The organism is Actinospongiicola halichondriae, assembly GCF_049103745.1.
In the GTDB taxonomy this organism is placed as follows: Bacteria; Actinomycetota; Acidimicrobiia; order Acidimicrobiales; family Salinilacustritrichaceae; genus Salinilacustrithrix; species Salinilacustrithrix halichondriae.
In genome coordinates this window covers 219,828-245,731 of sequence record NZ_CP171622.1, presented here as the reverse complement: position 1 = coordinate 245,731, position 25,904 = coordinate 219,828, and the positions used below count along the sequence as shown (strand labels likewise).

The window sequence follows — 25,904 nt, the reverse complement described above, 5'->3', positions numbered from 1 at the left end:
CTTCCTCGTCCAACCATCAACGTGCAGAGTGTGCCGTGACGGCCAAGCCGTAGAGACAGGGCGACAGCGTCCCCGAAGGAGCGATCCCGATGACCGAACAACTACTCCGAGTGCAGAACTTCATGCTCTCCACCGATGGATACGGCACCGGCGAGGGCCAGAGCATCGAGCGACCCTTTGGCCACGCGGATCCGGCGGCCCTGTCCTCGTGGGCCGGGGCGACGGCCCATTGGCCCAACCGCACCGACCCGGGTGGCACACGCGGCCTCGACGACTACTTCACCCGCGACTTCACCAACAACATCGGTGCGGAGATCATGGGACGCGGCAAGTTCGGGCCACAGAAGGGGCCGTGGGAGGACCTCGAGTGGAACGGCTGGTGGGGCGACACGCCACCGTTCCACACACCGGTCTTCGTGCTGACCCACCACACCCGGCCGACCTTCTCGCTGTCGGACACGACCTTCCACTTCGTCGACGCCCCACCAGCTGAAGCGCTGCAGTTGGCGAAGACCGCCGCCGACGGCAAAGACGTTCGCCTCGGCGGCGGCGTGTCCACCGTTCGTTCGTTCCTCGACGCAGACCTCGTCGACACCATGCACGTCGCCGTCGCCCCCGTCGAGATCGGTCGCGGTGGCAAGCTCTGGGACTCACCCGACGAGCTACGCGATCGCTTCCATCACGAGACGATCCCGAGCCCAAGCGGGATCACCCATCACCTCTTCTGGCGGCGCTGACTCGCCCACGCCGGCCCCCGATCTCACCCACACGTTCGACAAGGTCGGCCAGGTACGGGTCGGTTGTGGGCCAACCCGTCGGCCCACGGCGCCCTCACCCGTCAACGGACCGAACGCAGATGCCGGCGGCGGGCTCGGTCCCCTGGATGCGACCCGCGGCGGTCATGACGCCACCGGCGAGCTCGCAGTGTGGCGCAGCATGATGCCCACGCCGACGAACCAGATGATCGAGCCGAGACCGAAGACCATTTCCACGGCCTCGAAGTCGGGAACCACGGTGACGACTCCGGCGACGGCGGTGACGACACCGACCCAGTTGAGCCAGCGCGGCAGACCAGCGGTGATCAGTCCGGCGATGGACACGAGCAGGATCCAAATGCCGCCGACGAGCTCGTTGCCGCCACCGAGGCCGTTCGTGACGGCGTCGATCGTCGACCAGACCGTCACGGCGCCGTCGGGGTCCGATTCGGCGAGGTCGGCGACCGACTCGATCCCGATGTTGGAGATCATGCCGGTGGCGAACATCAGCGCAGCCCAGATGGCTGCGAACACCATCGCCGTGTTCGCCAATGTGGATGTTCGGTCAGCAAAGCGTTCGCGCAGGGCCAGACCGAGAGGGACGAGCGCCGCGCCGAAGACGATGAAGATGCCGATGTACCAGGCGAGGAGCGCTCCTTGGTGGTCGACGAGGAACTCCACCGAGTCGGCCGGGGTGGCGTCGGGATCGGTGTAGTCGGCGAAGGTGGTCGCGAACATGACGATGCCGTAGCCGAACGTGCCGGCGGCAAGCAGGGCGGCGGCGCCGCCGATGCGCTGCAATCGCCCCGAGTCGGCGGTCGGTGGTGCGGTGGATTCGGTGATGGTCATGACGTGATGCCTTTCGTCGGTGTGTTGGATCGGTGTGGAGATTCGGGCGGGGTGGGACCGGGGTGGTCGAGGCTTCGGAGTGCGACGACGTCGACGTTCATCGAGGTGAAGTGTGCGAGCAGGCCGTTGAGGTGAGATGGGTCGCGGACCTCACCGACGAGGCGGGTGCCGTGCTCGGTCGGTGAGATCTCGAAGTCGTCGATGACGGGGTGGAGGATCCGCTGGGTCGCTCGGCCACGGATCTCTATCTCGTAGCGGGCCGGTCGGGGCATGACTCGATGCTCCACCCGGCCGGGGTGAGCAGACATCATCCCGCGGGTGATCTCACCCGGGTGACCCGCCCGAGCGCGCGGGACCAGGCCGTGTTCGGGCTGCCCTAGCCTGCGTTCATGGCCGGTCCGGATGCGGGCGTCACCGCCACCAAGATCACCCCGCCTCGGCCGCCAGGCCGGTACCTCCGGCGCGCCCGGCTGATCGATCTCCTCGACAGCTCCGTCGACGCAGGCCGGGGTGTCGTGTTGGTGAGCGCACCGGCAGGGTCAGGAAAGTCGACGTTGATCGACGGGTGGCTCGACGCACGCTCGACACGGGCCGGCTGGTTGCAGATCGACGAGAGCGACAACGACCCGGCCGGCTTCTGGACCTACGTCGCTGCAGCGCTGCACGAGTCGGTGCCGGCGCTTCCCGACGCGGTGCGCTCTGCTCAGGGTGACGGGTTCGACACCGTGGTCGGCGCGGTCGTGAACGAGGCCAGTGCAGCCGGAGACGAGGTCGTGCTCGTGATCGACGACTACCACCTCATCACCAACCCCGACGTCCACCACAGCGTCGAACGACTCATCACACTCCGACCGCCGAACCTGCTCCTCGTGGTGTCCACGCGTGTCGATCCGCCGTTCCGTCTCGGCCGACTCCGAGTCCGCGACCAGCTCACCGAGATCCGCGCCGACGACCTCCGGTTCGACACCGACGAGGCGAGCTGGCTGCTCGACGCCGCGTCCACCGGGATGCGACCGGAGGCCGTCGATCGCCTTCACCGACGGACCGAGGGCTGGGCCGCCGGTCTCGTGCTCGCCGGGCTCTCACTGCGTGGCGAGGACGACATCGACGGCTTCGTCGACTCGTTCCAGGGCGACGACCAACTCGTGGCGGACTACCTGACCGATGAGTTCCTCGACTCGATCGACGAGGAAGAACGCCGCCGCCTCCTCGAGGTGTCGATCCTCGACCGGGTGTCGGGACCACAGATCGAGCAGGTCTGCGGCGTCGATGACGGCGCTGCGTGGCTCAGCGACCTGGCCTCGTCGAACCAGTTGGTGATCGCGCTCGATCGAACCGGGACGTGGTTCCGCTTCCACCATCTCCTCCAGGATCTGCTGCGTGCCGAACTCGAGCGGACCGCCCCGGAGCGCGGTGTGGAGCTCCACGCCGCCGCCGGCCGCTGGCACGCCGAGTCAGGCGACCTCATGGCGGCCATCGACCACTACCTGCAGGGCGAGCGACACGTGGAGGCTGCCGACCTCGTCGCCGAGAACGCCACCACGCTCCTCAACGTCGGCCGCACCTACACGGTCACCCGCTACATCGAACGGCTCTCCGACCTCGTCGACGAGCATGAGGGACTGGCGATCGTCCACGGCTGGGTCTCCTTCGTCACGGGTCGATTCGCTGAGGCCGAACGAGCGCTCACCATTGCGAGCCGACTCGACACCGACGGTGTCGACGCCGGGCTCATCCAGGCGCTGGCCGCCATGATCCACCTCGCACGGGGCGACGTCGCATCCGGACTCGCGGCGGTCGAAGTGCAGGCACCGATCACCGAACCCACCCATCCGATGGTTCTGGGAGGCGTTCGGGTGATGGGCGGCAGATTCGACGAGGCCCGCCCCTACCTCGCCCAAGCGAACGAGATGGCCGCGAGCCATCCCGACTACTTCGTCGCCGCCGTCACACCGACCTTCGAGGCCGTCGCCGAACTCGAGGACGGGCATCCCGACGCCGCTCGCCATCTGGCCGAGGCGTCGATCGCGTTCGCCGACGGACACCGGATCGGCGAAGCCCCCCAGATGGCGCTCGCACACAGCGTCGTCGCCAAGACGACGACCGAACCCGAACCCGCGATTCGATCGGCTCTCCGCGGCGTGCAACTCGCACGCCGATCCCCCGAGAACGTCATGCTCGTGTACGCACTGGCCAGTGCCGCCGACGTGGCCCTCGAACACGACCACAGCAACGCCGACTCGCTCCTGGACGAGGCCCGCTCGATCGTCAACCGGTGCGTCGACCCCGGCATCGCCGGCCAATACCTCGCGAGGGTCGAGGCCCGCCACGGGCACGCCGACCGAGCACCAGCCGACGGACTCGTCGAACAACTCACCGACCGCGAGCTGGCGGTGCTGCGCTACCTCCCGTCGAAGCTGACGCAGCGAGAGATCGCCGGCGAGCTCTACGTGTCGCTCAACACCGTCAAGACCCACTGCAGAGCCATCTACCGCAAGCTCGGCGTCGACGGGCGCAAACCCGCAGTGCAAGCGGCGCGGGACCACGACCTGCTGTAGGCAACCGACTGCCGACGCGAGTCCACCGACTTCACCCGCTCCCGCGTGCTCGGGCAACTGGCTGGCTCAGCGTTCAGCCGTGATAGCGGGCGGCGGGCGTGCCAGGCGGGTTCACCTGACCGGGCACGCCGTCGGGGTTCGCAACGCACACCTCGGCCTCGAGTCCTTCGGGGTCTCGGAAGAACACGCTGAGGACGTGACCGAAATCCGTCACGAATCCATCGCTGCACCCCCGCTCGACGAGTCGGTCACGTAGCTGGTCGAAGTCGTCGAGCGAGGCGGCGCGGAAGGCGAAGTGGTCGAGGCGACCCCGCCCGAAGATCGGCGAGGGGACGCTGGCGACCGAACACGGCAAGGAGGAGCGGACTGCCGGACGTGGACGGACAGCACCGGACGACCACGCCGCGCGCGACCTGAGCGATGGAGCGCGTCGCACCTCAGGTCGGGCGAAGGTCGTGGCTCCATGCGACAAACGATGCCCGGAGTCGGTCCGGGTCATCCGTGGGGAGTTCGTGATCTCCGAGCCGGTCGAGCTTCTCGAAGGATGCGGCGATCGTCGCTGGAGTGATCCCTTCGTCGAGGCGTCGCGCCCACTCGATGCACTCCGCTGGCGAGAAGCGCTCCGCGAGCACGAGCAGGTCGGTGAAGTCTCGCCCCTCGGCGCGGTCGAGGATGGCGAGGATCTTGCGCGCCGCAAGGTCCTCCAAGGCCAGGACCGGGATCCCGTCGACATCGCCGACGGGAAACAGCGGCGGCGAGTCCACCGCGAGGTCGATCTCGACGACACCGGACTCGCGCTTCGCGCCCAACCGAGCGAACGTCTGGTGCAGACGCATCGTCTCGACAGTCCATCCCGTCGCTTCGAGCGCGGGCGCTGCCTCGCTGACGAGTGGTCGCACGTCTCCGGGCGATGCACCGGGTCGAGCGGCGACGAAGGCGTCGACGTCGCGGGTCGGGCGATCGATCACGCCGACCGCCAACAACGCTGCTCCTCCCGCGAGCGCGTAGCCACGTGCCGAGGGCAGGGAGAAGATCAAGCGAGCGACTGCGAGTTGGTTCGGATCGAGGGCGGTCACGAGGCGATCGCGCCAGCCGGGTGCCCGAGGTCGTCGATCGAGCGTTCCCACGCGTCTCGTGCCGCCGCCGGCAGCACCAACTCGGGCCACGCCTCACAGAGCAGGACTCCGTCGACCACGCCGACGATGTCAGCCGGCGTCCCCTCACGCAGCACGATCTCGTAGGCGCGCAGCCGATCCGCTCGAACGGCGAGATCGACCGTCCTGCCCGAGCTGCTCCACCACAGGTGCGCGGGGAGATCGACCCGTCGCAGCGCTTCGCTCGGATCCAGACGCCACAACCTCGAAGCGACGGCATAGGGACGCCTCGTCGCCGTCCACCGCCACTCCACCGGCTCGTCGACGACGAGTGGCCGACCGGCTGCGGCGAGCAACCGCTGCGCCGTCGACCACTTCGGCTCACGCCGCCCCGCCTCGTACGCGGCCACGTTCGGGCGAGCGATCCCCGACCGATCGGCCAGATCTGTCTGGGTCAGACCAGCAGCCGACCGCGACCGGCGCAGCAACACGGCGAACTCCATCGCATCACCATATCGCGAAGTGTATCGCAAACGATACATCCCGGATCGAGAGCAAAAGACCGGTTGGAGGTCAGCCGGTGAAGGCGGGGGTGGCGGGGGTGGCGGGTGCTCGTGTTGCCGTCGGCGTGGCCGGTGCGGACGATGTCGTCGGGATTCCTGGCACGGCCGGCCCCGGTGGGCTGGACGGTGTCTGCACGATCTGGGTGAGGTCGGTGGACGTGCTGGATCCGTATCCGGGGGCGCCGAGGTAGACGACCGTGATCGTGTGGCTGCCTTCGCTGAGGGCGGTCGTCGTGAATTCGGCCGTCCCGTCAGCGCCGAGGGGAGCGGTACCGATCGAGGTGGCGTCGTCGAAGAACTCCACGATGCCCGTGGGTGTCGAGCCGTCGCCGCCCTCGACTGTCGCAGTGAACGTCACCGGACTTTCCGAGGCCGTGGTGGTGTCGCTCGACTCCACGGTCGAGGTGGTGTCCGTGGGCGCTGCACAGGCGGAGCGGGTGATGGTGTTGGTGTCCATCGTGACGGCACCGTTGCGGGCGAGTGCGCGTCCTTCGAGCGTGGCTGCGGTGGTGAGGGTGATCGATGCCAGGGGGAGCACGTTGCCGGTGAGTTCGGACGCGGTGCCCAGCGTGGCCGAGCTCCCGACCTTCCAGTAGACGTTGCACGCATCTGCGCCGTTGACGAGGACGACCGAGCTGCCCGACCCGGTGATCAGCGTGGTGGCCGTCTGGAACACGAAGACGGGGTCGGTCTCACCTTGGCCGTCGAGGGTGAGCACCCCGGTGTTCCCGAACGTGCCGTCGGCCGCGTCGTAGATGCCGGGGACGAGGGTCTGTCCGGCGAGATCAGTGGCGATCTCGGTCGTGGGTCCGCGGCCGGCGACGTCGTCGTATGCGGTGACGAGGTCGTCCTTCGCCTGTTGGGTGACGGCGTCTCCCGCGTGGTCGGTGCCGGTCAGGGTCAATGACCCGAAACCGGTCTCGGTCGGGGTGGGGAAGGTCCCGACGTCGCCGGAGATGGTGGTGGGGCCGGCGTTCGTGATGCCCGATCCGGCGAGAACGGCGAAGTTGTCCGCTGCCCCGAGATCGACCGATGGTGTGGCCGCCCCGGCGGGCGACACGGCCATCGCCGAGGCGGCTGTCAGTAGCAGGGCCAGAGTGGTGCCGAGCGCACGTCGACGTCGTGGGTGCGGGCGCGACAGGGACGGTGGGGCGATTCGGGGGGACATGACGGTTCTCTCTTCTGTTGCTTTGGGGGAGAGGTCGCGTCGAGCCTTCCGGGGCACGGCGCTTGTGGCGCCGTTCGTCCCGACCAGGCGTGCCCCTCAGGGCTACGTGGATCATCGGCATGTCACGACCAGACCTGTAGGTGCATCTGAGGCCTCGAGATATCTCAGAGGCTGAACTCCACAAGCGACCCCTCCCAGAAGCGCCGATCTGTCGTGCCCTCGACGCGTTCGGAGACGCGATTAGGGGACAGCTGATAGGAGCGCCCACCACCGGCACATTCGGGGCACGAGGTTCCAAGATCGTGGTCGGCCCGGTTCCGTCAGGTCGCGGAGCGGCCGGCGTGGTCCGGCCGTGCCCACCGTTCCGTGAAGAGCTCCCATTGGGGGGCGGGGCCGGGCAGCGGGTCGGCTGGGGCCGCTCGTAGGCCGTCGAGCGCGAGCCGGATGAGGCGCTCACGTGCGCCCTCGGCAGCATCGAGCAAGTCCGTTCGACCTTGCCTCGCGATCTGTTCGACGAGTGGTGAGCGGCCCAACTGTTCGATGAGGAGTGCGATGTCGACGTCGTTGACGTCCGGTCTCAGCACCTGCGCCGTTCGCGCCCGTTGGATCACCTCGCTTGCAGCGGCGTCACCTTGGGCGCTGATTGTCGACATCTCCGTGGTGACCTCGATCGTCCCGGCGATCGGACCGAGCGAGCCGGTGCCAATGCGCACGGCAGCCGTGACGTACTGCGCCAAACCGTCCCATGGGTCCGATGCGGCAAGCCCAGACTCCGCCGCTGCGAGGTACTCCTTCAATGAGAGCAGGCACAGATGCTGGAGCAGCGCCTGTTTGGTGGGGTACCGGCGGTACAGGCTGCCGACCCCGACACCCGCACGGGCTGCGATCGACGCCACCGTCGCACGCACGCCGGCCTCGGCGAATACGGCGCGAGCGGCGCTCAAGAGCGCCTCGTCGTTGCGTTCGACTTCGCTTCGTCGCGCCTGCCGATGTCGTTGACCCACCCCGACCAGGGTATTGCGGAGCGATCCACTCCGCATTATTCTCAGTATCGCGGAGCAGATCGCTCCGCAATACTGGAGGGCATCGACATGAACGACACCGATCAAGAGCTCGTAGAGCTCGTCAACTTGGCTCAGGCGAGCCAGTCCGATGTCGAGCCGTTCCTGGCGCTGCACACGAGCGAAACGGTGATCGTCAACTTCGGCGGCAGGCGCGTACTCGGGATCCGGGAGCTCCGCTCCGCGATGGAGGCGGCCCTAGCGTCCCCGCTCGCCGACGTCACAACATCGGTCGAGGTCCACGACATCCGCTACCTGCGCCCCGACGTCGCTCTGATCAGCTGCAGCAAGCACGTGAACGATGCTCGATCCGATGGTGGTGACCTCGCCTCTCGGGGCGCCCTGAGTTACGTCGCCGTTCGTGATGACCGCAGGTGGCGGATCGCCCTGGCCCAGACCACGCCGGTCGCCACCGGATAACCCACTCCAATGACGCCATCCGCATCGCCCACGAACGCCGGATTCGCGACGGGCTCCCGGCGGACCAGGTGCCCCCGAACCTCGCCGGTGGACGTCTCCGAAGATGCGCCGATCTGCCGCACGCCGAGTCTCCGGAGATCGGATGATCGGCGTGTGCGATAGGGGGCGGACTCCGGCAAGCCTGTCGGACCCGACCTGTAGTCTGGGGATGTGAGCGATGATCGCATTTGGAGCGCCGAGGAACTCGAGAAGCTGACGCCCGCCGAGCGTCAGCGCCTACTCGACGAGCGGGTCGTCACTGACCTGTCGACGCTCCCCGACGAGTTCGTCGACAGAATCCGCCGGGAGGGCCGCACCCTCATGGAGCACCGCGGCACCACCTCCCGAGCCTCAGATGGCGGCTGAACGCCGCACCGTCCGAGTCTCCCCAGCGGCCTTCGACCAACTCGACACGCACCTTCCGCAAGACCGAGGTCCGCTCGGCGAGGCGTCCGTTGGCGACTTCATCGTTCTCGAACTTCCGGCTGTCGTCGAACGCCTCGCTTCGGGCTTCGATCATCTGCCCGAGATCATCGAAGGGACATCCGGAGGTCGGATGCTGATCGCTCCGGGCCTTCTGGTCCGCGCCTCTGTCGTATACGGCGTGCTCCTGGATGACGACACGATCGAGGTCGTCGGCATCAGCATCGACCGATGACAGCTCAGATCGACCGCTCGCGAACGGTTGATCTGCAGCACCCGCCAGTGCTGAGTAACAGCACGTCTCCCGCGGTCGCTGCCAGGAGATGAACTCGACGCTCCCGACCCGAGCACCACCGAGCGACCCAACCAGACTGCGGTCCACCCTCGAGGCGTGACTGAGAACGTGCCTGCCCTCGAACGTCGAGTGGCTCATCTCTGTCGTGTCCGCCAACAGGCCGACCGCGCCATAGCGATTCTTCGAGGCCCGGGAACGACGCAGCGAGCGGACTCGGCCTCACGCCGCCACCGAATGTGGTCTATCTGTGGTCTGACGGCCTCAGACCACACTCGGGACCGGAAGCGGAAAACCACCTCTGACCTGCATGTTTACCTTGGTCGGGTGGGGGAGATTTGAACTCCCGACCTCTGCGTCCCGAACCACGCGCGCCGGAGTTTTCCACATGCCGCCTGACCTGCATCTTTGCAGGTCAGCGCAGGTTTTCGGTCCACTGGCCGTGACAGCCCGTACCCCCGGATCCCGTCCACACGTGGCCTGAATGTGGTCTGTTTGTGGTCTGTACGGGATGGGACGGGAGAAAGCGTCAAGGGACGGGTCGGCACGGCCGAACGCGCTCGGACCCGGTCAGATCTCGCCGCCCAAGAGTTCGTCCAGGTCTTGCTTGTCAGCGAGGAGCCGGACCGCCGATGCGCTCACCGACGATCGGCCACCCGATGCCCGGCATCTCCTCGACGGACCGGACTGCTTCGATCGCCGCGATGAAGAATCGCCCGGCGAGGTCGGCGCCCTCCGCGTCGGCGTCGTCACGGGTCCGCTCGACGAGATCGTGTTCGCCCCCAAGGCAGACGGAGGCGCCGAATCCGCGCCGTCAGGTCACTCTCGGACGGGTCAACGGCGTGAGCGTTCGGCGCTCGTGATGTCTGCTCCCGTGGAGGGCGTGCGGGTGAGGACCGACAGATCGCGTGCTGCCCCCGTCGATGCTGAGCTCGCGAGCGCCCCGTAGGCACGTAGGGCGGTGCTGACGCTGCGGCGACGAGCTTTCGGCGTCCACGCGTCACCGCCGCGTTCGGCCTCTTCGAGCACGCGCCGGTCGAGCACGCGCTGGTCGACAGCGAGGTGTATCGAACGTTCGGGTATGTCGATGTCGATCCGGTCGCCATCGCGCACCAGGCCGATGGGGCCGCGACCGGCGGCTTCCGGGGAGACGTGTCCGATCGACAGTCCTGAGGATCCTCCGGAGAAGCGGCCGTCGGTGATGAGTGCGCACGACGTCGCCAGGTCGAGGCTCTTGAGGTAGGTGGTCGGATACAGCATCTCCTGCATACCTGGCCCTCCCCGAGGTCCCTCGTAGCGGACCACGACCACGTCGCCAGGTTCGACGCTCCCGCCGAGGATGCCTTCGACGGCATCGTCCTGGCTCTCGTAGACCCGAGCGGGCCCGCTGAAGACGAGCATCCCAGGATCGACGCTGGCGGTCTTCACGATGCAGCCATCCGGGGCCAGGTTTCCGTGCAACACGGCGAGACCGCCGTCGTCGCTGTACGCGTGTTCGACGTCACGGACGCAGCCGGACTCGCGGTCGGTGTCCAGTTCGTCCCACCGACAGTCCTGACTGAACGGTTCTTGGGTGCGCCGCCCAGCAGGGCCCGCACGGTAGAAGCGCTCGACGTCTTCGCTGCAGTGATCGGCGGTCACGTCCCACCGGTCGATCGCGTGGCCGAGGGTCGGAGCGTGAACGGTGGGGGTCGTCGGATCCAGCAGCCCGGCGCGTCGCAGTTCGGCCAGAAGTGCGATCACCCCGCCGGCGCGGTGCACGTCCTCGACGTAGTAGCGATCTGTCGCCGGTGCCACCTTGCACAGTTGGGGCACGCGTCGGCTCAGGTCGTCGATGTCGTCGAGGTCGAAGTCCACTGCACCTTCCCGCGCTGCGGCGAGGAGATGAAGCACGGTGTTCGTGCTCCCGCCCATGGCGATGTCCATCGCCATGGCGTTCATGAACGACGCGCGTCCGGCAATCCGGTGCGGAAGCGCAGTGTCGTCACCGTCCCGGTACCACCGATGCGCGAGTTCGATCACTGCCCGCCCCGCGTCGACGAAGAGCTGTTGACGATCGGCGTGGGTCGCCAGGACCGTGCCGTTTCCGGGTAGCGCCAGTCCGAGCGCCTCGGTCAGGCAGTTCATCGAGTTCGCCGTGAACATGCCGGAGCACGACCCGCACGTGGGGCACGCCGATCGCTCGACCGCGTCCACGTCCTCATCGGTGGCGTCGGGCTGCGCGGCGATCGCCATGGCCGAGATCAGATCCACCCGGACCTCGCTCCCCCCGAGGCTGGTCCGGCCCGCCTCCATGGGACCGCCGGACACGAAGACCGTGGGGATGTCGAGCCGCATGGCCGCCATGAGCATCCCGGGCGTGATCTTGTCGCAGTTCGAGATGCACACCAGCGCATCGGCACAGTGCGCGTTGACGACGTACTCGATGGAGTCGGCGATGAGATCCCGGCTCGGAAGGCTGTAGAGCATTCCGTCGTGCCCCATCGCGATGCCGTCGTCGACGGCGATGGTGTTGAACTCCTTCGCCACACCGCCACCGGACTCGATCGACTCGGCCACGATCCGGCCCACATCACGGAGGTGCACATGCCCAGGCACGAACTGGGTGAAGGAATTCGCAATGGCGACGATCGGCTTGTGGAAGTCGTCGTCGGTCATACCGGTCGCACGCCACAAGGCGCGTGCGCCAGCCATGTTGCGTCCAGCGGTCGATGTGCGTGAGCGGAGCTCGGGCAAGGTTGCCTCCGGGTCGGGGTTCCGACGTCGACCATCGCAGCCCGCCCGCCGTGCAGGAAGCCCCGGCTGGAGGTGGCACTGCGAGTACTACCCTCGGGCCCGTGCGCACAGGCGAATTGGGGGCGTTCCTGCGCTCGAGGCGGGCCCGGCTCGAGCCGACCGACTTCGGTTTCCCCACCGGGCGACGGCGAGGCGTCGGCCTACGACGCGAGGAACTCGCCTCGCTTGCGGGCGTGACCGTCTCCTGGCTCGCCAAACTCGAGCAAGGCCGCGCGCAGGCCGTCTCCGCCGATGTCCTCGACGCCATCGGTCGGGCACTCCGCCTCGACGACACGGAGCGGGGCCACCTCTTCGGCCTCGCCGGATTCCAGCCCGCTGACGTCGACGCCGGCCCGGTCGCCGTCACCGCAGAACTGCGAGCACTCGTCGAGCGGCTGCATCCGAGCCCGGCCTATCTTCTCGACCGCGCCTGGAACATGGTCGCCTGGAACGAAGCAGAAGCCGCCCTGTTCCCGAGCCTGCACCGCCACAGGGACGAGCCGCCGCACCTGCTCGACCTGGTGTTCTGCGACGACGACCTCGCCCAGCTCATGGCCGACCACGACGAAGAACTCGTCCGCCTCGTCGCCCAGTTCCGACTCCATCGCGCCGCCTGGCCGAACGACCCGGCCATCGAAGCCGTCGTCGACAGGCTCACCGAGACCTCCAGCCGGTTCACTCAGCTGTGGACGGCCGGCGACGTCGCGTCATTCACCACCACACGCCGACTCTTCGACCATCCCGTGGCCGGACGCCTCGAACTCGACCACCACCGGCTCGCAGTCCTCGACCAACCAGGGATGCAACTCGTCGTCTACACCGCCGCCGACCAAGCGGACCTCGAGAACCGGCTGCGACTCTGACCAGTTCGTGTTGTCTACCCTCGTTTCGGTGGCGGCCCGTCCGAGTACAGAGGTCTTGGTGCAGTTGCGTCGAGCGCGCGATCACGCAGACCGCCGCTTCGCCGGACACCTCGATGTCGAGCAGCTCGCGTCGATCGCGACGCTCAGCAAGTGGCATTTTCATCGGCTCTTCGCTGACACGTACGGAGTGACGCCGGCTGCGTATCTCTCTGAACGGCGGATCGAGCGGGCGCAAGATCTGCTGCGGTCGACCAACCTGAGTGTGACCGAGGTCTGCTTCGCTGTCGGGTTCGCGAGCCTCGGATCGTTCAGCAGCCGCTTCACACAGATCGTCGGTGAGTCACCGAGCGAGTTCCAGCGGCGCTACGGCGGCAATGCTCCCAGGATCCCAGGTTGCTACGTGCTCATGTGGGGTCTGGTGGAGCGAAAGTCCGCAACTGAGGAGAAGCAGGCCCCCGACGACGACACCTAGCGTGCGCTTCATGATCACCAACGTTTCCCTTGCCACTGTCTGGGTCACCGACCTCGACGAATCGCTCGCCTTCTACACCGACATCTTGGACTTCGAGGCCCGCGACGACATCACACTCGGCGAGGACTTTCGATGGGTGACCGTCGGGCATCCATCCCAACCCGAACTCGACCTGCACTTGACGACGCCGAGCAAGCCACTGTCCGACGACCTCATCGCTGCGATGCAACGGGCGCAAGCCGAGGGCAACATGCCCGGCGTCGGCCTCAACGTCGACGACTGCCACAAGACGCACAAAGAGCTCGTCGCAAAGGGCGTCGAGTTCATCCAAGAGCCCGAGGATCGACCGTACGGCGTCGAGGCACTCATCCGCGACAACTCCGGCAACTGGATCGTGCTCGTCGAAGCGAAGTCATTCTCTGAGTCCGATTTCGTCGGCTTCGACCCCAACTGATCGACGCCGACGATGTCACCCAACGACGAAAGCCAAGACCGACACCTGGAAGAGGCACCGGTTCGTGAGCGTCGCTGACGCGCTCCTCCACCTCGCTGCGGGTGACACCAACGCCGCGGTCGTGGAATGCGGCCGTGTGGAGCGGTCGTCGCCGCTGGCCGCACATCTCGCTCGCCATCTCGTCGGACCGGCCAGCACTGCGGTCTACGTCGACCCTGCCGCATTCGAGCGATTCATCTCCGGCGGATCCAATGTCGACCTGTACGCGCAGACGATCCAGGTGTTGGCCGAGTTGAACGAACGTCGTCGTCCGGCCTCGCTGTTGGACATCGGCTGCGGGGACGGTCGGATCACCGCCGCGGTGCTCCCGACCTCATGCGAGCGGATCCACCTCCTCGAACCGTCGACTGCGATGCTGGAGAAGGCGGTCGCCCGCGTCGCTCGCGTCGTCGACGACGTTCGAACCACCCGCGCGGGCTTCGAGGACCTGTTCACCGATCGTCCGCACGATGTCTGGGACGCCGTCCAGTCGACGTTCGCGCTCCACACACTGCCGCCACAGGAGTGCATCGATTCGCTGCGGAAGCTGGCGCGACGCACTCGCTCGTTGGCGGTCGTCGAGTTCGACGTCCCCGCCTTCAACGATCGTTCGCCCGGTCATGCCGACTACGCCGCTGCGGCGTATGAGGCCGGGGTGGCCGAGTACGAACACGACCAGCTCGTGATCGACGGCTTCCTTCTTCCCGTGCTGGTCGGGCAGTTCGCCCCCGAACGGCAACGCCACACCCATGAACGCCCAGCACGGGCATGGGTCGACGAACTCCGCCGAGCCGGGTTCACGTCCGTGACCACAACTCACGTGGCGACGTACTGGTGGGCAAACGCAGTGCTCATCCACGGCGCCAGCGATGCGCCGTCAGTGCGCGGCGAGTTGGAGGAGACGGAAGTCGCTGGCGAACAGTTGCACCGTGCTATGCAACGGTTCGGCGATCACGGCGAGGTCGTCTTCGAGTCGGGTCTCGACGTCGTCGTTGATCCCGAGCCACCTCATCCGGACAGCTCGCCGCGATCCTGACGAGCAGCGTCGCTGTCCACGAGTCGCTGGATCTCTCGGATGGTGTCACCGACGTGTCCCATGGCCAGACGACCGGGACCGAGGGGACCGCTGCCGTTCACCCCCAGCGCCGGAAGCGAGGACAGGGCGCGGATCGCGCTCACGGGCGCTACGGCCACGAGATGTCGTGCGGTCGACCGCACGACCAAGTTGTCGTCGGTGTCGCTGTCGCTCTCGAGCACCACCGCCTTCGCGGCGTAGCCGGCCGCTCCGAGGGCGTGCGCACCCATGTGCGCGACGGCGGCGGCCTGTTCGGCGGCGTAGGCAGCAGCCTTGGCCGCCGGCGTCGACGCGTCCCGGGCCGATGCACCGGCATCGCCGCCCCGACGACGCACCGCCTCGGCCGGATCCAGGTCTCCCTCGGCGAAGCGACGTGCCTGGTCGATCGCGGATCGGACCCTCGGGTCATCCGGTGCGGTGCGCTCGAAGATCGGCAGGACGTGCTCGGCACAGTCGGCCGCCCAGGCGGCGAGCACTCGCCGATCCTCGACGCTGAGTGTCTGCGGCGAGCGACTCATCGTGACGGGCGTTTCCGGGGGCGTTCGATCATCGCGGTGTCCTCATGCCTTCACGAGTAGCACAGACGCCTTGGCCTGCATCGGGTAGGACTCGGCCACGGGTCCGTCGACCCAGGCCTCGACGACGGCACGCTCGGTGAGGTCGGCGAACGTCGCTGGGGTGGGGCCATCGTCGCCTTCGAGGAAGATCGCAGTTGAGCCGTCCACGTGGAGCGAGATCTTGTCGCCCTCCTGCACCCCGGGCACCTCCTCGACGAGGACATGTCCGAGCGAGGTGTTGTCGGCGTCAGTGCAGAACAGCGGGTCCGCGTCGGAGACGGTGCCGTCGGGGTCGGCGTCGGCGGGGTCGATGCAGTCCTCGATGATCGGCTCGAAGGGCGTCACCGACGTGACCTCGCCCACGAACTCGGCCGTTCGGTTCGGGACCTCGCTCGCCGGTCCGGACGCGACCTCGCCCGCATCGTCGCTGCAGGCAGCGACCAGGACCAGAGCCGTGACGAGGAGCAGAAGCCGGATCACACGCATGCTGGTTCGACGATGCGCGTCGGTCCTGGGTTCCCGGACAGCTCGACGTCGCACCTCGAGTTCGACGACGAGGCCCCGAACGTCGAGCACTCAGTGCCAGTCGCTGATCTGGATGTCGTCCGGCGAGGGTGAGCCGGTGCCGGTCTCGACGTACTGCTTGAGGCTGAGCAGGTACGTCGCCCACTTCGTGCTGCAGTGGGAGAGGAACTCCACGGGCTCGGCCCACCCGGTGTGGGCGAAGTTCACGATGGTGTATCCGTCGCTGCGGGACAGTCGGAACTCGATGTGGGTGCCGATCCACTCCGGCGGTCCGTCGACCACCCGCCACCGGACGAAGGCACCCGGTTCGAGCTCGACCACCTCCATGTCGAAGCCGCCGGGCGGGAACCGGAACTCGATCTTCCCACCCATCGAGGCGTCTCCGGTGGTGTCGACGGTCCACCAGGCCGCGAGACCGTCGATGGTGGTCAAGGCCTCGTAGACCGGGGCGGTGCTCTCGGTGCGTGCACCGACGCGGTGATGGATGGTGGTCATGGGGTGTCTCCTTGGTTGGTCTGTTCGTGATCGGTCTGGTCGTTGCGGTGCCGCTGTTCACGCTCGATCTCTTCGGCGATCCGGGCGATGCGTCGGAGTCGTCCATCCCAGGCATGTCCGACCGTCGTGAGTTGCTCGACTGCTCGCGCGAGCTCGCGGTCGTCGATGCGGAACCGGCGCTCCCGACCTTCGGTCGTGCTGCGCACGATGCCGGCACGGTCGAGCACGCCCAGGTGCTTGGCGACCGCTTGGCGGGTGACCGGGAGTCGTTCGGCGAGACTCGTCGCCGTCGCAGATCCGTCGGCGAGGAGGAGATCGAGCATCCGCCGACGCGTCGGTTCGCCCACGGCCGACCACAGGTCGTCGTCGATGTCCGTGGTCATGCGCTCGCCCCGACCGTGGGGGCGTAGTCCACGAGCTGCGGGAGGAAGTGGTCCCAGCCCGAGCAGTGGTCGCGGTACTCGGCCTCGACCACGTCCTGCTCCCAGCCCTTGTCCGCGAAACCGGTCTCGTACATGCGCAGGACCGTGCCCGACCCCCGGGGCGTCAGCTCGAATGTGACGAGCAGCGAGTTGTCGGGACCCGCCACCTCGCCCTCGGGATACACCCAGCGGAACGAGAACAACCGCGGCGCTTCGGCGGCGACGATCGTGATCTGCGGCACCTGGGCGTCCGGCGACGACGGGTCGCCGAACACGAGGTGGCCGGTGGCGCCCGGCGTCGGATCGAAGTCCGCGTCGTCGGGCCACCACTGGCGAACATGCTCGGGTTTGGTGATGACCTCGAACACCGTCTCCGGTGTGGCGTCGATCTCGACGAACCGCTCGATCGTCTCGTGTTCCATCCTGCGCTCCTATGTGCAACCGTTGGTTGCGTCATCGTGGCACAGGAGCAGCAGAGATGCAACCAATGGTTGCGCAGTGGGGTGGCGATGAACCGGGCGGGCCTGCTGATGCGCAGCGGCGACGTCCTGGCCGTCGACCGCTTGACGGGTGAGCGAGATCTCGCGATCTGCTGCGAGACGGGGAATGACTACCGGCTCGAGGATGGGTGTTCGGCCAAGAGCATCTCGACGAGCCCCGTCGGGTTGGCCAGCGCCGGAAGGTGGCCGGCGGCAATGTGCTCCGGCTCCACGCCGAGGCGGTCACGAATGAGACGGTCCATGAAGGCGACCGGGAAGAAGCGATCGTTCGTCGCTGCAATCCCCCGAATCGGGATCGCCGGCAGAGATGACAGCGGGAACGGGTCCGTCATGACGCGGCTCGTCTGATCGACCTCGCCTCGCTGCAAGGCTTTCTGAAGCACGTCCGGTGGAAGGTCGTGGAGAAAGTGCTCCATGTCGTCGATCTCCTGGTCCCCCCACAGTTCGACAAAGCCGCTGTCGGTCCACCACTCGCCGGCGGTCTCACCTGGCTTCGGGATCATGGCTGCGACGAAGACGAGCATGGCGGCGCCGAGGCGCTCGGCGACCACGGGCGCGGTGAATCCCCCGAGGGACTGCCCGACGACGACCACATGCCCCTCGGGCGAGTCGACGGCATCGAGCGCTACTTCAACGTAGGCGTCGAGCCCAGCCTCGGGGTCGCTCGCAGGCAGTTCGACCGGGACAGCACGGTGCCCGGCCGCCTCGAGCAACGGCGCGACCAGGTGCCAATACCAAGCTTCTCCGCCCGCACCTGGAACGAGGACAAAGGTGGCCATACAGGTTGGACGGTAGCGATGGCGCCGACTCATCGGTGACGCTCGAGATCTTGGAGAGATCTTCGGCGCTCGCGGAGCACCTCGCGGAGCGTGGCGGCGAATGCGTCCGGGTCGTTGCCGGGGGACTATGTCTCGGCTCGCGCACGCTCGAACGCTTCGGCGAGGCGTTCGTGAACGGAGGCCCCGCCAGGATCGTGGGCCGGCGCCCCGAGGTGGACGGTGCGGAGCTCGTCCATGAACTGACTCCACATCGCGGGTCCGCCTTCGGCGAGGACCAAGGCCCGGGCCGCGAGCTCGTCGGTGACGGGAAGCCATCGACTCCCCCATGCGCCCAGTGTCGCCATCACCGGGACCAGGTCGATTGCCGACTCGGTGAGGCGGTAGATGGAGCGCTGACGATGACCCGGGTCCGGGTGCTTGGACAGCAGCCCGGCGTCGAGGAGGTGCTCCAAACGGCTGGCGAGGATGTTGGTGGCAATGCCCTCGAGCGAGTCGCGATGGAGCCCACTGAAATGCCGGGGGCCGCCGAACATCACGTCACGCAGCACCACGAGGCTCCACGAGTCACCGAGGAGTTCGGTGGTCAGGTTGATCGGGCAACCGGAGCGTTCGAGACGGCGAGACACGACCAGGAACATACCACTTGCACCTCACAAGTGGTCGTCCTACGGTGACCGCATGAACAGCCCGACCCCACAAACCACGGGCGGCAAGGTCCTCCTGCACTTCTCGATGTCGCTCGACGGGTTCGTCGCCGGGCCCGACCACGACATGAACTGGTTGGGTGCGGGCTTCACCGGACGCCCGGGAGTGATCGAGGAGTACGTGGCCACGACCGGTGCGGTGCTCGGTGGCCGTCGCGGTTGGGACGCCTTCCCCGATCCGACCGCCGTGTACGGCGGAGCGTGGAGTGGCCCGATCTTCGTGCTCACCCACCACCCAGACGACGCCACCCCCGCCGACGGCGTCACCTTCCTCGACTGCGACGTCGCCGAGGCCGTGGCGATCGCGCTCGACGCCGCCGGCGGCAAGAACGTCGAAGTGCTCTCCCCCACCATCGGTGGCCAACTGCTCCAACTCGGCCTCGTCGACGAACTCGACCTGCACATCGCGCCGGTCCTCCTCGGCGACGGCATCCGCCTCTACGACCATCCCGGTGGCGAGCCGCTCCTGCTCGAACAAGCTGACGACGGCGCCTTCGTCGAACTCGACGTCCGCTACCAGCCCCGCTCAACGACCACGTGAACGCCGCCAGCCACCGATGACCCAACGGCCGGAGGCCGTCGACACCACATGCTCATCATCGCCGGACACCTCACCGTCGACCCCACCGAACGCGACTCGTACGTCGCGGCGTGTGCCCCGGTCGTCCGGGCCGCGCTGGCAACCGAGGGATGCCTCGACTTCTCGATCACCGCCGACACCATCGACGCGAGTCGCGTCCGCGTGTATGAGCGATGGGAGAGCGAGGAACAGTTGCTCGCGTTCCGAGGCTCGGGACCGAGCGACGACCAGCAGACCGCGATCATCGATGCCGCCGTTCATCGCTACATCATCGCCTCCGTCGAAGACCCCTGATCCTCGATTGAGCCCCGGCCCGCAAGGTGGCCGGGCAACCACCTCAGCCCACGAAGGACTCCGGCCCGAACCGTCCCCACGCGACGAACGCGGCCAGAGCGAACCAGCCGAGGTCGCCCAGCAGACTGCCCCACTCGCGCCGCACGATCCGGACTGTGGATGCCCCGGTCATGACCAGCACGAGGCCGAGCGCAGCCAATGGCACCAGGACCGTTGCGATGTCGAAGATCGCAGGCAGGATCAGGCCCGCCGCGGCCAGCACCTTGAGGGCCCCGAGTGCCTTGATGAACCGGGGATCGAAGTCATCGACATAGTGCTGGGCCGAGCTGATGGCACGGAACCGCTCCTTGGACATCGCCAGCATGGCGACACCGCCAGCCCCGAAGCCGACGGCCAACAAACCGGCCACGATCCACAAGGCAACGTTCATCGCATCTCCCTTGGCAAAGCCACCCTGGTGGTGGCGTGTGCCCATGAGACGAGGCAACGGTTCGGCGTGTGACATCAACCAGGGGACGGCCGGCGCATGTCACAAACCGGCTGCTCGTGTCGTCTCGTGTACGAGCACTTCACACAGACCCCCGGCAGCAGGAGACTCGAGACATGACGCGAACCGGCGAGTTCGAGGCGCTTCGCCCGCTGCTCTTCTCGATCGCCTACCGGATCTTGGGCAGCGTGACCGAAGCGGAGGACGCAGTGCAGGAGACTTGGCTGCGCTACATGTCCGGCACGGTCCAACCCGAGTCGCCGAAGTCCTACCTGTCCACCGTGGTCACCCGGATCGCGATCGACGTGCTGCGCTCGGCCCGGGTCCGTCGAGAGACCTACGTTGGACCGTGGTTCCCCGAGCCGCTGCCCACCGACACCCTTCCCACCGACCCGTACGAGGATCCCGAGCGCGCCAACGAGCTGGCCGACTCCATGTCGATGGCGGCATTGCTCTTGTTGGAACGGCTCAGCCCGCTCGAACGTGCAGTCTTCGTGCTCCGCGAGGTGTTCGGATTCGGCTACGACGAGATCGCCGGAGCCGTGGGGCGGTCCGAGTCCGCTTGCCGCCAGCTCGCCAACCGGGCCCGCCGACACATGCAACAGGGGCGACCGCGCTTCGAGGTCGACCGGCAAAAGCGCATGGAGATCGCCGACCGGTTCTTCGACGCCCTCTGCGACGGAGACCTCGACCGACTCCGAGAGCTGCTGATTGCCGACGTCGTCGCCGTCAACGACGGTGGCGGCACGGCCGGCGGACAAGGCGGCACGTTCGGCGCCGCCAAGGCGGCACGGATCCTGGTCGCCACAGTGCCCCCGCTGCTCGCCGCCGGCGCGGTCATCGAGCGCCGCGAACTCAACGGCAATCCCGGAGCCGTCCTGCGTGACCGAGACGGCCACGTCATCGGTACCTGGACACTGGAAATCCTCGACGGAAAGATCCAGACCATCCACTCCGTCACCAGCCCAGACAAGCTCCGGCATCTCGGACCGGTCGGCGACCTTCGCGCAACCATGCGCCAGCGCGGCGCAGCAGGACCGCCACCGAGCTGATCGACGCGCCCACGCAACAGAGCGCCCGTTGCGCGCCGCGACTCCTCCTGCCATCCGAGCGCCTGACCGGATCCAAGACCGACCGTCAGAGGCGTGCACGCACGCCACCGATCTCGCTCTCGAGGAGCAAGAGGAGAAAGGTCGAACCCGGCACCTGCCAGCGCTCCCCCGCTGGTGAGATCGCAGTCGACACGGCATCAGTCACAAAGGCGAGGCCTCACACGTCAACAGAGCGAGCACCGATTCGACCGAAGGGATCACCGATGACCGCCATCCGCCATGTGACGCTCGAAGCATCCGACGCCAGGGAAGCGAACGAGTTCTACACCTCGGTGTTCGGGTTCGGGCGCGAACTGCACGTGCGTGGCTCGGACGCTCCGACGACGGGCTTCCGCGGCTTCACCCTGAGCGCGGACGTCTCCGGCCCGGCCAGCGTCGACGCGTTCATCGGGACGGCCCTGCATGCAGGTGCCGTGCCGGTGAAGCCGCCCAAGAAGCAGATCTGGGGTGGCTACTCGGGAGTGATCCAGGTCCCGGACGGCTCGATCTGGAAAGTCGGCACGAACATCAAGAAGGGCGGCGGACCGGCCACCCCGGCGATCGAGCGAATCGTTCTGCTGCTTGGCGTCGCCGACGTTGCGCTGAGCAAGAAGTTCTATACGGACCGTGGTCTCGCAGTGGCCAAGAGCTTCGGCAGCAAGTACGTCGAGTTCAATCCAGGGTCGGGACCAGTGACGCTCGGGCTGTACAGGCGCCGCGGTCTGGCGAAGGAGTTCGGAGTCTCGCCCGACGGGACCGGTGCGCGCCGCCTCGCGATCGGATGCGACGCCCAACCATTCACCGACCCCGACGGCTTCACGTGGGAACGGACCTTCGTGCATGAGGACTGAGGACGGCCATGTCCATCGAGATCCTTCGCGTGTTCCTGCCGTGCCTTGATCCGGACGATTCGTTGGCGTTCTATCGCGACGGCCTCGGCTTCGACGTGCTCGACCACGGCGAGGTCGGCTCGATGCATTGGCTCGCCGTCGGGGCAGGGGGGCCGAGGTTCTCCAAGAGCCGATCGAACGATCGCTCGGTATGCGGGATTGCATGTTCTTGGATCCTGCCGGAACCGTGGTGCGCATTGTCGAGACGCGCTGAGCCGACGGCGACCGCCACTCGAGCTTCGACTGTCAGTCCGCTTCGTCGCCCCGCAGTGTTGCGAGCAGCTTGTCGATCCGCCGAAGGCGTGTGTCCGGTCGCTTTGCACTCTCGATCACTCGGATGTGTTGCTTGCGCTGGCTCAGGGTCAGCCGGTCGTAGGCGGCACGGACCACGGGGTCGGTGTCCAGCGCGCGGACGACGTCCTCGGGCTCGGCGACAGTCACGGGTTCTGTGTCGATCTCGACCTCCACGTCCACCTGGTCGCCGACGGAGACACCGGCAGCAGAACGGTGGGCCTTGCTGAGGCCGATCAGATGGCGGCCGCGCAGGATCGCGATCCTCGTGCGCCAGGAGTGCCCGTTGAGCGTGACCGTCACCCGCGGTCGCTTGCCGCCGCCGAGCGCCTCGACAACATCCACGGGAACGAGCAGCCCCTTCATCGGCTCCGGTGGCTCGACCTCGCTACGGAACCTCACCTCAGGGAGCTCCGCCGTCGACGACATTCATGGTCGCAAGCACGTCAGGGTCGGCGATCAGCTCGATCTCGCGCACCGAACCGTCCTCGACGTGAAACACGAAGACGACCTTGACCGCGCCGCCGACCACCCATGCCGCGCCGAGCTCGCCGTCGACAGCGACCGGAGCCGCACCCTGGGCACCATCGAAACGCGCGGCGACTGCTGCCGCTCCTTCAAACACCGGAGGGGCACCCAATCGCTGTCCGACCCGATCGGCGTGCATCACCGCGTCGGGCGCGAGCAGCGACAACAACGTCGTCAGCTCGCCGCCACGGGCAGCGGTGAGGAACGCATCGACCACCCGCTGGCTCTCGGCGCGCGCCGCCCGCTCGGCAGCGGGTTCCGGGGCACCCTGCACCTTGCGTCGCGCCCGGCTCGCTAGCTGCCGCACGGCAGTGCCCGAGCGGCCCAGCACGGCGCTGATCTCGTCGAAGGGATAGCCGAAGACGTCGTGGAGGACAAACGCCGCCCGCTCGGCCGGCACCAGCGTGTCCAGCACGACCTGCATCGCCGTCCCCACACGGTCAGCGACCAGCGCGTCCGCCTCCGGGTCAACTGGTTCGCGGGCCAGCGGCGCCTCAGCCTCGGCCGTCGAACGGGTTCCTGCCTTGCGCAGCAGGTCCAGGCACAGTCGGGTGACGACCGTGGTCAGCCACGCCGGCGGGTCGTCGACCCCTTCGGCGAAGGAGAGGCGTAGCCACGCCTCCTGGACGACATCGTCCGCCTCCGCGTTCGAACCCAGGATCCGGGCGGCGATGGCCATCAGGCGGGGACGTTCGGCCTCGAGCTGGGATACATCCATCGTGGTCACACCCTGATGACGTCCGCCACGCCCGAATCGTGACATCCAGGCTCGCGCGTCACATCTGTCGACCGGCGCACGTCTACAGAGTATGAACAACCTCGAGAACATCGTGTACACCGTCAACGACATCAGCGCTGCGAAGGCGATCCACACTGCACTCCTCGGTGCTGAACCCCACACCGACCAGCCCTACTACGTGGGGTTCAACGTCGGCGGCGTCGAGATCGGCCTCACACCGAAGTCACCGGAACGGCCCATCGGTGGCGTCGCGCACGTCCGGGTCGACAACCTCGAAACGGCGCTCGCCGAGGTTCTGAATGCGGGTGCAACGCTCGCCAGCGAACCCACGGAGGTTGCCCCCGGCGCCCACATCGCCACGGTCACCGACCCCGACGGCATCACCCTCGGGCTCATCGAGCGCACCAACGACGGTTCCTGATCGATCCGATCACCGGTCGTCGCGACAGCCGCGGCCGGTGGTCGGCCCCCGCTCGCGAACGGGCCCGAAAACCTCGATGCCGCCAGCCCCGGAATCTCTCGAGATCTTCTGTCGATCGGAGGGATTCCGCTCGTGGACAGGGTGAGCGCGGCCATCAGGGGCCGCCGAACCCGAGGAGGCTCGACGATCCGTGACGCTCTCGGCCCCTTCGTCGACGAGCGGGAGAGCGAACTCAGCGAGCGGATATCACTCCGGTCGGGGATCAAGTTCTAGGACAATTTGAGGCGCTCGCCGCCACCGGCACCTTGCGGCCATGCCCCAGGGGTTATGGCCGGGCGGTAGGGCGCCGCGCGGGTTCCGTGGAACACACCTCGATCATCCGGACGATTGCAACCATTGACTAAGACAGTCGTACTAGTGCAAGCTGTCGGCATGATAGTACGACCGTCATATTTGCCTTGCCAGAGGACCGAGCGATGAGGACCCTCGTCTACCGAGCGCCGGGCGTCGCCGAATGGTGCACCGCTCCCGACCCGTCGCCGGCAACCGGAATGAGCGCCTTGGTCCGACCGGTCGCGGTCGCCACCTGCGACTTCGATCACCTGATCGTCGCTGGATTGGTTCCCACGAGCGCCCCGTGCCCACTCGGCCACGAGTTCGTCGGCGAGGTGGTGCAGGTCGGCGACGACGTCGCTTCCGTCGCCGTCGGCGACCTCGTCTTGTCGTCGTTCCAGATCAGCTGCGGGACGTGCGATCTCTGCCGGCTGGGGAAGACGAGCAGCTGCCGCGCGGTGCCGTGGCTGTCGTGCTTCGGGCTGGGTGACCTCTCCGGGTCGTGGGGCGGGGCGGTCGCAGACCTTGTGGCCATCCCCTACGCCGACGCCATGCTGGTGCCGCTCCCCGACGGCATCGCACCGGAGGTCGCAGCGCCCGTCGGGTGCAACATTGTCGATGCGTATCGCTGTGTCGCCCCGCAGCTCGAAGGTCGCCCGGCGAGTCCCGTGCTGATCGTGAGCGGCGCGTTCGCAAACATCGCGCTTTACGCAACCGGGCTCGCCCTCGCACTCGGCGCGAGCCGCGTGGACTTCTTCGACCCGGATGCCGAGATCGCCGCCCGCGCGGCACGGATGGGGGCGACCCTGATCGACGATGTCGACGACATCGAAGCCGGCGCCTACCCGATCACGGTCGACGCGAGCATGAACGAGGACCTGCTCCACCGAGCGCTCGCGGCGACGGAGGCCGGTGGCGAGTGCACGGTCAGCACGATGTACGTCGAGGCGACGACGCCGCTGCCCTTGATGACGATGTTCGAACGATGCCTCACGCTCCACACTGGCCAGCCCCACGCTCGAGCGGCGATCGAGCCCGTCTTGGATCTGATCGCCTCGCGCACCTACTCGCCGATGCCGCTCGTGACCGAGGTCGTCGACTGGGAGCACGCTCCTCGAGCGTTCAGCGCCGGGAAGGGAAAGCGGATCGTCGCCAGGGCACCGAATCGTGGCGGGGTTCTCCGATGACCACGCCCCGAATTCGGCGCCGGATCACGACGGACCGGATCGCTCGAATCGGCGCGTTCACGCCACGTCGGCTACTCGCCGCGGTTTCATTCATCGCCGGGTCCGTTGGCCTGCTCTGGCTGATCTACGCCTGGCGGGTGCTGCTTGCCGTCGGGAGGTATTCGCATCACCCGGCACCCCC

The 25,904-nt window shown here is 67.5% G+C and carries 33 protein-coding genes; 15 read left to right on the top strand and 18 right to left on the bottom strand.

The window, feature by feature from the left end; all coding sequences use genetic code 11:
- Positions 1 to 89: 89 nt before the first annotated feature.
- Positions 90 to 737: a dihydrofolate reductase family protein gene (locus AB8619_RS01345; RefSeq protein WP_436794666.1), complete on the top strand. Its 648-nt coding sequence runs from the start codon at positions 90 to 92 to the stop codon at positions 735 to 737.
- A gap of 162 nt (positions 738 to 899) precedes the next feature.
- On the opposite strand, the gene AB8619_RS01340 is transcribed toward AB8619_RS01345, so the two are convergent.
- A complete protein-coding gene (locus AB8619_RS01340; RefSeq protein ID WP_436794665.1) occupies positions 900 to 1,604 on the bottom strand; it encodes a DUF4386 family protein in 705 nt (234 codons plus the stop codon).
- Positions 1,601 to 1,876, bottom strand: coding sequence for a hypothetical protein (locus tag AB8619_RS01335; protein ID WP_436794664.1), 276 nt, complete (start codon positions 1,874 to 1,876; stop codon positions 1,601 to 1,603). Before AB8619_RS01335 ends, AB8619_RS01340 begins: the two co-directional genes overlap by 4 nt.
- A 117-nt stretch (positions 1,877 to 1,993) precedes the next feature.
- On the opposite strand from AB8619_RS01335, the gene AB8619_RS01330 reads away from it, so the two are divergent.
- Positions 1,994 to 4,162, top strand: a complete 2,169-nt coding sequence (locus AB8619_RS01330; protein ID WP_436794663.1) for a LuxR C-terminal-related transcriptional regulator — start codon at positions 1,994 to 1,996, stop codon at positions 4,160 to 4,162.
- Between the two features lie 73 nt (positions 4,163 to 4,235).
- On the opposite strand, the gene AB8619_RS01325 is transcribed toward AB8619_RS01330, so the two are convergent.
- From AB8619_RS01325 to AB8619_RS01305, 5 genes are all read right to left on the bottom strand, one after another.
- Positions 4,236 to 4,517: a VOC family protein gene (locus tag AB8619_RS01325; protein ID WP_436794662.1), complete on the bottom strand. Its 282-nt coding sequence runs from the start codon at positions 4,515 to 4,517 to the stop codon at positions 4,236 to 4,238.
- Between the two features lie 82 nt (positions 4,518 to 4,599).
- Entirely contained in the window at positions 4,600 to 5,238 is a 639-nt protein-coding gene (locus tag AB8619_RS01320) for a nucleotidyl transferase AbiEii/AbiGii toxin family protein (RefSeq protein WP_436794661.1), read from the bottom strand.
- On the bottom strand, positions 5,235 to 5,759 hold the full coding sequence (locus AB8619_RS01315; protein WP_436794660.1) for a helix-turn-helix transcriptional regulator: 525 nt from the start codon (positions 5,757 to 5,759) through the stop codon (positions 5,235 to 5,237). The genes AB8619_RS01320 and AB8619_RS01315 overlap by 4 nt, the downstream gene beginning before the upstream one ends.
- 70 nt (positions 5,760 to 5,829) lie before the next feature.
- Positions 5,830 to 6,885 (bottom strand): ice-binding family protein, encoded by a 1,056-nt coding sequence (locus AB8619_RS01310; RefSeq protein ID WP_436794659.1) that lies wholly within the window; start codon positions 6,883 to 6,885, stop codon positions 5,830 to 5,832.
- Positions 6,886 to 7,307: 422 nt separating this feature from the next.
- Positions 7,308 to 7,883: a TetR/AcrR family transcriptional regulator gene (locus AB8619_RS01305; RefSeq protein WP_436794658.1), complete on the bottom strand. Its 576-nt coding sequence runs from the start codon at positions 7,881 to 7,883 to the stop codon at positions 7,308 to 7,310.
- On the opposite strand from AB8619_RS01305, the gene AB8619_RS01300 reads away from it, so the two are divergent.
- The 3 genes from AB8619_RS01300 (at position 7,800) to AB8619_RS01290 (ending at position 9,165) form a co-directional block, all read left to right on the top strand.
- Positions 7,800 to 8,468 (top strand): SgcJ/EcaC family oxidoreductase, encoded by a 669-nt coding sequence (locus AB8619_RS01300; protein WP_436794657.1) that lies wholly within the window; start codon positions 7,800 to 7,802, stop codon positions 8,466 to 8,468. The genes AB8619_RS01305 and AB8619_RS01300 overlap by 84 nt on opposite strands.
- Before the next feature lie 210 nt (positions 8,469 to 8,678).
- Positions 8,679 to 8,873: a hypothetical protein gene (locus tag AB8619_RS01295; RefSeq protein WP_436794634.1), complete on the top strand. Its 195-nt coding sequence runs from the start codon at positions 8,679 to 8,681 to the stop codon at positions 8,871 to 8,873.
- Complete coding sequence (locus AB8619_RS01290) at positions 8,863 to 9,165, top strand: hypothetical protein (protein WP_436794656.1); 303 nt, start codon at positions 8,863 to 8,865, stop codon at positions 9,163 to 9,165. The genes AB8619_RS01295 and AB8619_RS01290 overlap by 11 nt, the downstream gene beginning before the upstream one ends.
- A gap of 891 nt (positions 9,166 to 10,056) precedes the next feature.
- Here AB8619_RS01290 and ilvD read toward each other — a convergent pair.
- Entirely contained in the window at positions 10,057 to 11,958 is a 1,902-nt protein-coding gene (gene ilvD / locus AB8619_RS01285; RefSeq protein WP_436794655.1) for a dihydroxy-acid dehydratase, read from the bottom strand.
- A 101-nt stretch (positions 11,959 to 12,059) separates the two neighbouring features.
- Here ilvD and AB8619_RS01280 point away from each other — a divergent pair, with 101 nt between their 5' ends.
- The 4 genes from AB8619_RS01280 to AB8619_RS01265 all read left to right on the top strand — a co-directional run bounded on the left by AB8619_RS01280 (position 12,060) and on the right by AB8619_RS01265 (position 14,861).
- Positions 12,060 to 12,860 carry a helix-turn-helix transcriptional regulator gene (locus AB8619_RS01280; RefSeq protein WP_436794654.1) on the top strand — a complete coding sequence of 267 codons (801 nt, stop codon included), beginning with the start codon at positions 12,060 to 12,062 and terminating at the stop codon, positions 12,858 to 12,860.
- Between the two features lie 28 nt (positions 12,861 to 12,888).
- Entirely contained in the window at positions 12,889 to 13,332 is a 444-nt protein-coding gene (locus tag AB8619_RS01275) for a helix-turn-helix transcriptional regulator (protein ID WP_436794653.1), read from the top strand.
- A 10-nt stretch (positions 13,333 to 13,342) separates the two neighbouring features.
- The gene (locus tag AB8619_RS01270; protein WP_436794652.1) at positions 13,343 to 13,786 is read left to right on the top strand and encodes a VOC family protein; all 444 of its coding nucleotides are present in this window, start codon (positions 13,343 to 13,345) and stop codon (positions 13,784 to 13,786) included.
- A gap of 64 nt (positions 13,787 to 13,850) precedes the next feature.
- A complete protein-coding gene (locus AB8619_RS01265; RefSeq protein ID WP_436794651.1) occupies positions 13,851 to 14,861 on the top strand; it encodes a class I SAM-dependent methyltransferase in 1,011 nt (336 codons plus the stop codon).
- Here the strand turns inward: AB8619_RS01265 and AB8619_RS01260 are convergent.
- From AB8619_RS01260 to AB8619_RS01230, 7 genes are all read right to left on the bottom strand, one after another.
- Complete coding sequence (locus AB8619_RS01260) at positions 14,834 to 15,418, bottom strand: putative immunity protein (RefSeq protein ID WP_436794650.1); 585 nt, start codon at positions 15,416 to 15,418, stop codon at positions 14,834 to 14,836. The two genes, AB8619_RS01265 and AB8619_RS01260, sit on opposite strands and share 28 nt — an antisense overlap.
- Positions 15,419 to 15,460: 42 nt before the next feature.
- On the bottom strand, positions 15,461 to 15,943 hold the full coding sequence (locus tag AB8619_RS01255) for a hypothetical protein (protein ID WP_436794649.1): 483 nt from the start codon (positions 15,941 to 15,943) through the stop codon (positions 15,461 to 15,463).
- 90 nt (positions 15,944 to 16,033) lie between these two features.
- Positions 16,034 to 16,477, bottom strand: coding sequence for an SRPBCC family protein (locus AB8619_RS01250; RefSeq protein ID WP_436794648.1), 444 nt, complete (start codon positions 16,475 to 16,477; stop codon positions 16,034 to 16,036).
- Entirely contained in the window at positions 16,474 to 16,860 is a 387-nt protein-coding gene (locus tag AB8619_RS01245) for an ArsR/SmtB family transcription factor (RefSeq protein WP_436794647.1), read from the bottom strand. The genes AB8619_RS01250 and AB8619_RS01245 overlap by 4 nt, the downstream gene beginning before the upstream one ends.
- Positions 16,857 to 17,321, bottom strand: coding sequence for an SRPBCC domain-containing protein (locus AB8619_RS01240; RefSeq protein WP_436794646.1), 465 nt, complete (start codon positions 17,319 to 17,321; stop codon positions 16,857 to 16,859). Before AB8619_RS01240 ends, AB8619_RS01245 begins: the two co-directional genes overlap by 4 nt.
- A 188-nt stretch (positions 17,322 to 17,509) precedes the next feature.
- Positions 17,510 to 18,178 (bottom strand): alpha/beta fold hydrolase, encoded by a 669-nt coding sequence (locus AB8619_RS01235; protein WP_436794645.1) that lies wholly within the window; start codon positions 18,176 to 18,178, stop codon positions 17,510 to 17,512.
- Between the two features lie 125 nt (positions 18,179 to 18,303).
- Complete coding sequence (locus AB8619_RS01230) at positions 18,304 to 18,804, bottom strand: winged helix-turn-helix transcriptional regulator (RefSeq protein WP_436794644.1); 501 nt, start codon at positions 18,802 to 18,804, stop codon at positions 18,304 to 18,306.
- A gap of 52 nt (positions 18,805 to 18,856) precedes the next feature.
- Between AB8619_RS01230 and AB8619_RS01225 the strand changes: the two genes are divergently transcribed.
- Both AB8619_RS01225 and AB8619_RS01220 read left to right on the top strand, forming a co-directional pair.
- Entirely contained in the window at positions 18,857 to 19,423 is a 567-nt protein-coding gene (locus AB8619_RS01225; protein WP_436794643.1) for a dihydrofolate reductase family protein, read from the top strand.
- Positions 19,424 to 19,471: 48 nt separating this feature from the next.
- On the top strand, positions 19,472 to 19,756 hold the full coding sequence (locus AB8619_RS01220; protein ID WP_436794642.1) for a putative quinol monooxygenase: 285 nt from the start codon (positions 19,472 to 19,474) through the stop codon (positions 19,754 to 19,756).
- A 43-nt stretch (positions 19,757 to 19,799) separates the two neighbouring features.
- On the opposite strand, the gene AB8619_RS01215 is transcribed toward AB8619_RS01220, so the two are convergent.
- Positions 19,800 to 20,231, bottom strand: a complete 432-nt coding sequence (locus AB8619_RS01215) for a DoxX family protein (protein ID WP_436794641.1) — start codon at positions 20,229 to 20,231, stop codon at positions 19,800 to 19,802.
- A gap of 128 nt (positions 20,232 to 20,359) precedes the next feature.
- On the opposite strand from AB8619_RS01215, the gene AB8619_RS01210 reads away from it, so the two are divergent.
- Both AB8619_RS01210 and AB8619_RS01205 read left to right on the top strand, forming a co-directional pair.
- Positions 20,360 to 21,295: an RNA polymerase sigma-70 factor gene (locus tag AB8619_RS01210; RefSeq protein ID WP_436794640.1), complete on the top strand. Its 936-nt coding sequence runs from the start codon at positions 20,360 to 20,362 to the stop codon at positions 21,293 to 21,295.
- Between the two features lie 263 nt (positions 21,296 to 21,558).
- A complete protein-coding gene (locus AB8619_RS01205) occupies positions 21,559 to 22,185 on the top strand; it encodes a glyoxalase (protein ID WP_436794639.1) in 627 nt (208 codons plus the stop codon).
- Positions 22,186 to 22,470: 285 nt separating this feature from the next.
- On the opposite strand, the gene AB8619_RS01200 is transcribed toward AB8619_RS01205, so the two are convergent.
- Complete coding sequence (locus AB8619_RS01200) at positions 22,471 to 22,917, bottom strand: YdeI/OmpD-associated family protein (protein ID WP_436794638.1); 447 nt, start codon at positions 22,915 to 22,917, stop codon at positions 22,471 to 22,473.
- Between the two features lies 1 nt (position 22,918).
- Positions 22,919 to 23,761 (bottom strand): sigma-70 family RNA polymerase sigma factor, encoded by an 843-nt coding sequence (locus tag AB8619_RS01195; protein WP_436796329.1) that lies wholly within the window; start codon positions 23,759 to 23,761, stop codon positions 22,919 to 22,921.
- A 91-nt stretch (positions 23,762 to 23,852) separates the two neighbouring features.
- Here AB8619_RS01195 and AB8619_RS01190 point away from each other — a divergent pair, with 91 nt between their 5' ends.
- Positions 23,853 to 24,203: a VOC family protein gene (locus tag AB8619_RS01190; RefSeq protein ID WP_436794637.1), complete on the top strand. Its 351-nt coding sequence runs from the start codon at positions 23,853 to 23,855 to the stop codon at positions 24,201 to 24,203.
- A gap of 476 nt (positions 24,204 to 24,679) precedes the next feature.
- Positions 24,680 to 25,723 carry a zinc-dependent alcohol dehydrogenase gene (locus AB8619_RS01185; RefSeq protein ID WP_436794636.1) on the top strand — a complete coding sequence of 348 codons (1,044 nt, stop codon included), beginning with the start codon at positions 24,680 to 24,682 and terminating at the stop codon, positions 25,721 to 25,723.
- The last annotated feature ends 181 nt before the right edge of the window (positions 25,724 to 25,904 follow it).